We start from the raw sequence: 272 nt of genomic DNA, 5'->3' as shown, positions 1-272 counted from the left end.
CCCAGTTCACGGGCGATACCGCTTCATTGCTGGTGGAAAATGGTCGTGGCAATACTCTGTGGCCGCAGGTGGTTAGCGTGCTGCAGGCGAAAAACTACACCATCACCCAACGTGATGATGCTGGTCAGACACTGACCACCGATTGGGTACAATGGAACCGTCTGGACGAAGACGAGCAGTATCGTGGTCGTTATCAAATCTCTGTTAAGCCGCAGGGTTATCAGCAGGCGGTTACGGTTAAACTGCTGAACCTGGAACAGGCGGGCAAACCG

General features: G+C 54.0%; 1 protein-coding gene. It reads left to right on the top strand.

Going from position 1 to position 272, the window contains the following annotated elements:
• A partial coding sequence (gene bamC / locus SB765_RS29750; protein WP_410932511.1) for an outer membrane protein assembly factor BamC occupies positions 1-272 on the top strand: 272 nt, incomplete at both ends.

Source organism: Pseudomonas sp. SIMBA_067 (assembly GCF_046534675.1).
Lineage (GTDB): Bacteria > Pseudomonadota > Gammaproteobacteria > Pseudomonadales > Pseudomonadaceae > Aquipseudomonas > Aquipseudomonas putida.
This window is presented reverse-complemented; position numbering and strand designations above follow the sequence as displayed.